Source organism: Adlercreutzia sp. DFI.6.23, from assembly GCF_024462535.1.
Lineage (GTDB): Bacteria > Actinomycetota > Coriobacteriia > Coriobacteriales > Eggerthellaceae > Adlercreutzia > Adlercreutzia rubneri.
In genome coordinates this window covers 1-288 of sequence record NZ_JANGBP010000799.1, presented here as the reverse complement: position 1 = coordinate 288, position 288 = coordinate 1, and the positions used below count along the sequence as shown (strand labels likewise).

1 protein-coding gene is annotated in these 288 nt (G+C 49.7%); it reads right to left on the bottom strand.

The genetic code is table 11. From position 1 onward, the window contains the following. Window positions 1-77: 77 nt before the first annotated feature. Window positions 78-288, bottom strand: a 211-nt coding sequence (locus NE591_RS15525; protein ID WP_256157134.1) for a hypothetical protein, incomplete at its 5' end; no start/stop codon positions are given.

Below are 288 nucleotides of genomic sequence, written 5' to 3'. Positions count from 1 at the left end.
CTGGCGTTCGCATCATCAATCTTATGGTTGCGAATACAACGTTGATTCAGTGCGTGGAATTTTCCTTTTTCGCAATACTAGGGCGCACCCCCGCGACACAGCAGAGAAGTGCAGTCCTGCAATGTGCGTTTGCTGCTACTTTGCCGTGACAGCTCCTTGTATTCAGAGAGTGCCATTTCGAGTACATGGTCATTTATCCGAGAGTTGAGCTCGATCTTTTCGTCTAGCACTGCTAAGTAGTCCGCAACAGCATGCTGCACAGATAGCGCCGGAAGGACAATCTCCACT